The organism is Exiguobacterium sp. s142, assembly GCF_018618455.1.
Taxonomy (GTDB): Bacteria; Bacillota; Bacilli; order Exiguobacteriales; family Exiguobacteriaceae; genus Exiguobacterium; species Exiguobacterium aurantiacum_A.
Map to the genome: position 1 here is coordinate 1 of NZ_JACSMB010000054.1, position 328 is coordinate 328.

1 protein-coding gene is annotated in these 328 nt (G+C 65.9%); it reads left to right on the top strand.

Going from position 1 to position 328, the window contains the following annotated elements; all coding sequences use genetic code 11:
* Nucleotides 1–24: 24 nt before the first annotated feature.
* Nucleotides 25–328: helix-turn-helix domain-containing protein (locus KNP77_RS15855; protein WP_214891764.1), on the top strand; the 304-nt coding region annotated here is incomplete at its 3' end.

Here is a 328-nt window from a genome sequence, read left to right on the forward strand (position 1 = left end):
CATCGGCCGAGAGGAGGCGGAGACATGCTGAAGGGCTACAAATACAGGCTCCACCCGACGGCGGCACAGGCCGAGTTCCTCGTCAGGACGATCGGCTGCGCCAGGTTCGTCTACAACAAGCTGCTCGAGGACCGCATCGCCATCCACGAGGAGTCGAAGGCTGGGACCGGCCCGAAACGCAAACCGCCGACACCGGCCTCCTACAAGCCTCAGTTCCCGTTCCTCGCCGAGGCGGACAGCCTCGCGCTCGCCAACGCGAAGCTGCACCTCGACGCGGCGTTCGCGAAGTTCTTCGCCGGGACGGCCGGCTTCCCGGTGTTCAAGTCGA